A 7,460-nucleotide genomic window follows, 5' to 3' on the forward strand; every position below is an offset into this window, starting at 1 on the left:
ATCGGCCAGGCCGCCTCCGCCTCGGCGAGCCGGGCGCGGGCCCGGCGCAGTTCGGCGTCCACGTCGGCGCTCGCGCGGGCGGCCCGGCCACGCTCGGTGGCCAGCAGCTCGGTGGCCTTGCGCTCGCGGGCCTGGGTCTCCCGCAGCGTGCGGGCGAGCTGGCGGGACTCCTCGCGGAGCTGGCCCATCTCCTCCCGGACGCGGGCCAGCTCGTCGCGGAGCTTCTCGGCCTCGACCCGGGCCACCGCCCGGTCGTGCTCGGCCCGGGTGGCCCGCTGCTCGGCCTCGCGGACCAGCTCGGCGACGACGGCGCTGTCGGCCTCCGCGCGGACCGCCGCGCCACTGGCGTCGATCAGCTCCCGCCAGCCGCGGGGCCGGGCCAGGTAGGCCAGCGCGGCCACCTCGACCGGGTCGGCGGCGGCCGGCGCGGTGCCGTCGACGACGGCCGCGCCGAGGTCACCGGCGTCGACCAGGACCCGGGCGGTGACCCGCTGCCGGAACAGCGGATCGGCGGTGAGCTGGGCGGCGATGGCCGGCGCGCCGAGCCGGGCCCGCCGGTTCGGGGCGAACTTGGCCACCCGCCGCAACGGCACCGGCACCTCGTCGCCGGGGAGGGTGGGCAGCACGGCCGCGGTCAGCGCCACGATCCGCTGCCGGACCGGCTCGGGAAGTGTGGGCTCCGCCTCGGTCGTCGGCCCGTCACCGCCGTCCGCCGGGCTGGATGAGGCGTCGGCGGTGGTCTCGTCGCCGTTGTCCGGGTCGCCCACGGCACCGTCGCGCGCAACCGGATCCTCCGGGGGGAGGTGGTCGTCGTACGGCTCGGTGAGGGGCATGTGGCAAGTCTCCCACCGCGACCGGGCCCACCGCCCGGTGAGTGAGCCGATCTCTCATCCTAGCCCCATGGCGACTGGTGAGACCGCTGTGACGGGAGTGTCGGACCGGGCCGCTAGCGTGCCGGCGATGGCACAGGCGGAGTACGTCCAGGAGTCGCTGGCCGGTCTCGACCCGGCGGTGGGCGGGGTGGACCCGGCGTTGCCGCTGTACGCGACCACCTTCGTGGTGGTCGACCTGGAGACGACCGGCGGCGCGCCGGACGGCGGCGGCATCACCGAGATCGGCGCGGTGAAGGTGCGCGGCGGCGAGCAGCTGGGGGTGCTGGCCACCCTGGTCAATCCGGGGCAGCCGATCCCGCCGTTCATCACGGTGCTGACCGGGATCACCCAGGCCATGCTGCTGCCGGCCCCGCCGATCGAGCAGGTCCTGCCGAGCTTCCTGGAGTTCATCACCGACGCGGTCCTGGTGGCGCACAACGCCCCGTACGACGTGGGCTTCCTCAAGGCCGCCTGCGCGAAGCACGGCTACCGCTGGCCCAACCCCCGGGTTCTGGACACGGCGGCGCTGGCCCGGCGGGTGCTGACCCGCGACGAGGTGCCCAACCGCAAGCTGGGCACGCTGGCCGCGTACTTCCGCACCGCCACGCAGCCCACCCACCGCGCGCTGGACGACGCGAAGGCCACCGTCGACGTGCTGCACGGGCTGATCGGCCGGCTGGGCGGGCACCGGGTGGACACGGTCGGCGACGCCATCGAGTTCGCCCGGGCGGTAACCCCGACGCAGCGCCGCAAGCGGCACCTGGCGGAGGGGCTGCCGAAGGTGCCGGGGGTCTACATCTTCCGGGCCGCCGACGACCGGCCGCTCTACGTCGGCACCTCCGGCGACATCGCCACCCGGGTGCGCAGCTACTTCACCGCCGGTGAGAAGCGGGCCCGGATCTCCGAGATGCTGGCCGCCGCCGAGCGGGTCGAGGCGGTGGAGTGCGCGCACTCGCTGGAGGCGGAGGTCCGCGAGCTGCGGCTGATCGCGGCGCACGCCCCGCCGTACAACCGGCGGTCGAAGTACCCGGAGCGGGTGGTCTGGCTCAAGCTGACCGACGGGCCGTACCCCCGGTTGTCGGTGGTCCGCGACCTCTCCCCCGCCGACACCGCCTACCTGGGGCCGTTCACCTCCCGGCGGGCGGCGGAGCTGGCCGCCGCGGGCTTCCACGACGCGGTGCCGCTGCGCCAGTGCACGCACCGGCTGTCGCTGCGGACGGTCACGCCGGCCTGCGCGCTGGCCGAGCTGGGTCGCTGCCCGGCGCCCTGCGAGCACAAGATCACCCCCGAGGAGTACGACCACCGCGCGGCGGCGCCGTTCCGCACCGCCACCGCCAGCGACCCCCAGCCGGTGGTGGACGCGCTGCTGGCCCGGATCGACGTGCTCTCCCGTGACCAGCGCTACGAGGAGGCCGCGGTGGTGCGGTCCCGGCTGGCGGCGGTGCTGCGGGCCACCGTGCGGATGCAGCGGCTGGCCGCGTTGACCGGGATCGCCGAGCTGGCGGCGGCCCGGCCGGCGGCCCGGGGCGGCTGGGAGCTGGCCCTGGTCCGGCACGGGCGGCTGGCGGGCGCCGGGGTGTCCCCGCCCGGCGTCCACCCGCGACCCACCCTGACCGCCATCCGGGCCACCGCCGAGACGGTGTCGGGTGGCCACGGCCCGGTGCCGGCGGCCACCGCGGAGGAGTCCGAGCGGATCCTGTCCTGGTTGGAGCGACCGGAGACACGGCTGGTGGAGATGTCCTCCGGGTGGTCGTCTCCGGTGGGTGGCGCGGGACGGTTCCGTGACCTCCTCGCGAAGGCCGAGAACGGCGCGTCCCACCAACTCTCGACCGAACGCTCATGACCAAGTGACCGATCGGACTACGTCGACTCGCTTAGGCTGTTAGAGAAGTGCAGTCCTGCCCGATTCGTGGGCCTGCTCCCGACCGCCGGGCTCGGCGGGCGAGGGGCCGGGGTGAGGAGGTGTCCCTCGTGGACGTCGACGCCGGACACGGCGCCGCCCTGGGGGGCGCCCTGCCGACCCAGTCGGGTGAGCTGCCGCTGGCCCGCCGGCTGCGGTCGTTGCTGACCTGGCCGACCACCGATTCCGACCCGGTCACCCAGCTCGTCCGGACCCACCGGGGCATCCACACGGGCACCGACCCGGCGGTGCTCCGGCGGGCCTACACCATCGCGGAGAACATGCACCGCGGGCAGTTCCGCAAGAGCGGGGAGCCGTACATCACCCACCCCCTCGCGGTGGCGCAGATCTGCGCCGAGCTGGGGATGGACACCACCACGCTGGTGGCGGCGCTGCTGCACGACACGGTGGAGGACACCCGCTACACGCTCCAGGCGCTCTCGGAGGACTTCGGCGGCGAGGTGGCCCACCTGGTCGACGGGGTGACCAAGTTCGACAAGGCGTTCTACGGCAAGGCCGCCGAGGCGGAGACGATCCGCAAGATGATCGTCGCGGCCGCCAAGGACGTCCGGGTGCTGATCATCAAGCTGGCCGACCGGCTGCACAACATGCGCACCCTCGGTGTGCGCTCCGCGTCGTCCCGGGAACGGATCGCCCGCAAGACCCAGGAGGTGCTGGTCCCCCTCTGCGACCGGCTGGGCATCCAGACCCTCAAGCGTGAGCTGGACGACGTCGTGCTGCTGCACCTGGAGCCCGACGAGCACGCCCGTCTGAGCCGGCACGTGCACGATCGGCCAGGCTGGGACGCGTACCTCGACTCGGTGGTCGCCAAGGCACGGGTGGCGCTGCGCCGCAGCCGGGTCGACGCCGAGGTGAGCCCCCGACCCCGGCACCTCTACTCGATCTGGAAGGACACCATCGCCGGCGGCCACACGGCCCCGTACGACCTGCCGCGCATCGCGGTGGTGGTCGACGGCCCGGCCACCGACTGTTACGCCGCGCTGGGCGCGATCCACGGCACCTGGCGACCGGTCCCCGGCCGTTTCAAGGACTTCATCGCCTCGCCGAAGAACAACCTCTACCGCTCACTGCACACCAGCGTCTGCGGGCCGCAGGACCGCACGGTGGAGGTGCTGATCCGCACCGAGGAGATGCACCGCTCGGCGGAGTACGGGATCGCCGCCGACTTCCGCTTCCCCCGCTCGGGGAGCAGCAGCGCGGCGGCCCGCGCGGAGCAGCTCGACTGGTTGCGCCGTGTGCTGGACTGGGAGCCGGGCGCCGCCGATCCGGCGCAGTTCCTCGAGTCGCTGCGCTGTGACCTCGCCGAGGGGCAGATCCAGGTCTTCGCCGACGGGCGGCAGGTGGTGCTGCCGGCCGGTGCCACGCCGGTCGACGTCGCGTACGAGCTGGGCAGCGAACGGGGCGACCACTGCCTCGCCGCCCGGATCAACGGCCGGCTGGCGCCGCTGAGCTCGGAGCTGGACGAGGGCGACGTGGTGGAGATCTTCACCGAGAACGACGCGGACAACGGCTTCGAGGCCGGGACGGCGCCGCGCGGCCCGCGCCGGGAGTGGCTCGGCTTCGTGAAGTCACCGCACGCCCAGATGCAGATCAACCGGTGGTTCGCGGAGCACACCGAGCCGGGCATCACGATCAGCGACAAGGTCCGCCTCGGCCGGGCCACCATCGGGCTGGCCCTGCGCCAGCACAACCGTGGCCTCGCCAGTGACCTGCCACTGCTGCGCCTCTCCGAGGAGTTGGGCTACCCCGACCTGGAGACGCTGCTGGTCGCGGTCTTCGACCGGGTGATCGAACCGGACACCGTGGTCCGCCAGCTCATCGACCTGGTCGACCATCGACAGTGACCGGGCGGGCCCCAGCGCGTCCGAGGGACATTCGTGACCACTAGCCTGGAGTCATGATCCCCCGCTCCCGCGCCACCGGTCGGGCCCTCTTCTACCAGGCCTTCTACCGGTTGCCGCTGCCGGTGCGCCGTCGCCTGGTCCGCCTGGCCGTGCCGAAGTACATCGTCGGCGCGGTCACGCTGGTCCGCGACGCCGAGGCAACGGGCGCGGGTCGGCTGCTGCTGCTGCGCCAGCCGCCCGGCAAGGGCTGGTCGCTGCCCGCCGGCCTGCTGGACCGGGGCGAGGCCCCGGTGGTGGGCGCGGCCCGTGAGCTGTTCGAGGAGTCCGGCATCCGGCTCCCCCCGTCCCGGCTGCGCCCGGCGGTGCCCAACGCGATCGTGCACGCCAAAGGCTGGGTGGACATGGTCTTCGAGGCGGAGGTGCCAGCGTCCGACACCGAGCTGGCGGTCGACGGCGCGGAGGTCTTCGAGGCGGCCTGGCACCCACTGGACGACCTGCCCAAGCTGACCTGGCCGACCGCCCGGCTGCTCGCCTACTACGACATCGGGCCGTTGGCCGGGCAGTTCCCGCCACCGGTGCCCGACACCACGCCGTGACCGGGGCGGCCGGCGTGCCGGCGAGCGACGACCGGCGCGCGGAGGTCTGCGCGGTGGTGCTCGCCGCGGGTGAGGGCACCCGGCTCCGTCCGCTCACCGAACGCGTGCCCAAGGCGCTCTGCCCGGTGGGCAACGTGCCGCTGCTGGACCGGGCGCTGGCCCGGCTCGCCGGCCTCGGCCTGACCGGTCCCGGACGGGTCGCGGTGAACGCCTGCTACCTCGCCGACCAGGTGGTCGCGCACGTCGGCGACCGCGCACACCTGTCGGTGGAGCCCGGCGACCCGCTCGGCACCGCCGGCGGGGTGGCCAACCTGCGGGACTGGATCGACGGGCGGCCGGTGCTGGTCGGCAACGCCGACGCGTACCTGGCGGATCCGACGGCGCCTCCCGGCCCGGACGTGGCGGCGCTGCTGGACGGCTGGGACGGGCACCGCGTACGCCTGCTCGGTCAGCCTGCCGCCGACCCGGCGGCGCCGGGCACCTTCGCCGGGCACGGCTTCACCGGCTTCTCGCTGCTGCCGTGGCGGCTGGTCCGCGACTTGCCGGCGGTCTTCTCCGACCTCGTACGTGCGGTCTGGCGGCCCGCCGAGGCGGCCGGCGAGCTGGAGGTCACCCCGTACCCGGGCACCTTCTACGACACCGGCACCCCGGCCGACTACCTGGAGGCCAACCTGCACGCGGCGGCCGGCGGCACCCTCGTCGACCCCTCCGCCACGGTCACCGGGCACTGCGTGGAGGCGGTGGTCGGCGCCGGCGCCCGGGTGTACGGCGAGGTGCGGCGCGGGGTGGTCTGGCCGGGCGCGACGGTACGCGAGGGCGAGCGGCTGCACGACGCCATCCGGGCCGGCGACGGCCGCACCGTGCCAGCCACCGCCCAGGGCTGAGCCGCGGCAGCTCCCACCTCCGGGCGCGGGCGGAAGCATCTAGCATGGGCGACGACGCCGACGAACGGAGAAATGCCCCGTGATCACCGCGATCGTGCTGATCGACTGCGCCACCGACGCGATCCCCGAGGTGGCGGAGAACCTGGCCAACCTCCCCGGCGTCAGCGAGGTCTACTCGGTGGCCGGGCACGTCGACCTCATCGCCATCGTCCGGGTCCGCGAGTTCGACCAGATCGCCCAGGTCATCGCGGGCAGCATCTCCAAGGTGCCGGGTGTGCTCAACACGGAGTCGCACATCGCGTTCCGCGCGTACTCCCAGCACGACCTGGAGGAGGCGTTCGCGATCGGCCTGGCCAGCGCCGACTGACCGACAGCCCGGTGCACGGCGGCCGGTCCACCGCGTGGGTGGACCGGCCGTCTGCTTGCCGCTACGTCAGCTCTCGGTCGGAGCCGGCGTGTCGGTGGTGCCGCCGCCCGGAGCCGGCGACTCGGTCGTGCCGCCGCCCGGAGCCGGGGACTCGGTGCCGGTGCCGCCCGGAGCCGGCGACTCAGTGCCAGTGCCGCCCGGGCTGGGCGTACCGCTGGCGCTGGCCTGCGGGACCGGGATGCCCAGCTGGTTGGCGAGCTGGACCAGCTCGTCGTAGTGCGCCTGCAGGATCGGCAGGGCGGTCTGGGCCAGCTGGACCACCGACTGCTCGGAGCCCTGCGAGATCTCCGTCTGGGTGGCCTGGATGGCCTGGACGTGACCAGCCAGCTCGCTGGTCACCCACAGCCGGTCGAACTCCGCGCCGCTGGCGTTGTTCAGCTGGTCGATGACGGCCTGCTGGTCGGCGCTGGGCTCGTTCGGCAGTTCCACGCCGAGCTGGGACGCGGTCTGCTGCACCGTCTGGTCGAGCTGGGTGTGGTCGGTCTTCAGCATCGCGCCCAGGTCCTTGACCCCCTGGTTCTGGCCCTTCTGCTGGGCCAGGTCACCGGCGGTGATCTCGAACAGGTTGACCTGGTGCACCGCCTGCAGATACTGGGTGTCCTGCGTCGACGGCTGTGCCGCGGCCTGCGCGGCCGCGGCCGGCGCAACGCCGACCAGTACCAGCGCGGCCAACAGGCCGAGGCGTTTGATACCCAACATGTTCCCCCCCTTGAGACGTTGGACCGCACGGATACCCGGCTCACCGGGGTTATTCCTGCGATCGCCCGTCGCGCGGGGTCTACCGGTCGCGCCGTGGCCGTCCCACTCCTGGTCGGATGGGCGGTGGGGTGGACGCGGACACGACGTGGCGCCCGCCGGAATTCCGGCGGGCGCCACGTAACGGTGCGATCGGGGGGTCAGTGGCGGCTCTCGCCGC

Annotated in this window: 6 protein-coding genes and 1 pseudogene; 5 read left to right on the forward strand and 2 right to left on the reverse strand. The window is 74.0% G+C overall.

Going from position 1 to position 7,460, the window contains the following annotated elements; genetic code table 11:
* A pseudogene (locus tag DKT68_RS30655) lies at window positions 1-833 on the reverse strand (NYN domain-containing protein); the annotation flags it as partial.
* Between the two features lie 127 nt (window positions 834-960).
* On the opposite strand from DKT68_RS30655, the gene DKT68_RS30660 reads away from it, so the two are divergent.
* The 5 genes from DKT68_RS30660 (at window position 961) to DKT68_RS30680 (ending at window position 6,484) form a co-directional block, all read left to right on the forward strand.
* A complete protein-coding gene (locus DKT68_RS30660) occupies window positions 961-2,715 on the forward strand; it encodes a DEDD exonuclease domain-containing protein (RefSeq protein WP_109820861.1) in 1,755 nt (584 codons plus the stop codon).
* Between the two features lie 128 nt (window positions 2,716-2,843).
* Window positions 2,844-4,637, forward strand: coding sequence for a RelA/SpoT family protein (locus DKT68_RS30665; RefSeq protein ID WP_109820862.1), 1,794 nt, complete (start codon window positions 2,844-2,846; stop codon window positions 4,635-4,637).
* Between the two features lie 53 nt (window positions 4,638-4,690).
* Window positions 4,691-5,233 carry an NUDIX hydrolase gene (locus tag DKT68_RS30670; protein ID WP_109820863.1) on the forward strand — a complete coding sequence of 181 codons (543 nt, stop codon included), beginning with the start codon at window positions 4,691-4,693 and terminating at the stop codon, window positions 5,231-5,233.
* Entirely contained in the window at window positions 5,230-6,117 is an 888-nt protein-coding gene (locus DKT68_RS30675; RefSeq protein ID WP_236647153.1) for a nucleotidyltransferase family protein, read from the forward strand. The genes DKT68_RS30670 and DKT68_RS30675 overlap by 4 nt, the downstream gene beginning before the upstream one ends.
* Window positions 6,118-6,196: 79 nt before the next feature.
* A complete protein-coding gene (locus DKT68_RS30680; RefSeq protein WP_074313163.1) occupies window positions 6,197-6,484 on the forward strand; it encodes an Lrp/AsnC family transcriptional regulator in 288 nt (95 codons plus the stop codon).
* Window positions 6,485-6,550: 66 nt separating this feature from the next.
* On the opposite strand, the gene DKT68_RS30685 is transcribed toward DKT68_RS30680, so the two are convergent.
* On the reverse strand, window positions 6,551-7,243 hold the full coding sequence (locus tag DKT68_RS30685) for a DUF4142 domain-containing protein (RefSeq protein ID WP_109820864.1): 693 nt from the start codon (window positions 7,241-7,243) through the stop codon (window positions 6,551-6,553).
* Window positions 7,244-7,460 lie beyond the last annotated feature (217 nt).

The sequence above is a fragment of the Micromonospora acroterricola genome (genome assembly GCF_003172955.1).
Taxonomy (GTDB): Bacteria; Actinomycetota; Actinomycetes; order Mycobacteriales; family Micromonosporaceae; genus Micromonospora; species Micromonospora acroterricola.

Bases quoted from the DNA above. Each gene is read 5' to 3' on its own strand.
- DKT68_RS30670 (WP_109820863.1), top strand. From the start codon at position 4,691: ATGATCCCCCGCTCCCGCGCCACCGGTCGGGCCCTCTTCTACCAGGCC.
- DKT68_RS30660 (WP_109820861.1), top strand. From the start codon at position 961: ATGGCACAGGCGGAGTACGTCCAGGAGTCGCTGGCCGGTCTCGACCCG.
- DKT68_RS30685 (WP_109820864.1), bottom strand. From the start codon at position 7,243: ATGTTGGGTATCAAACGCCTCGGCCTGTTGGCCGCGCTGGTACTGGTC.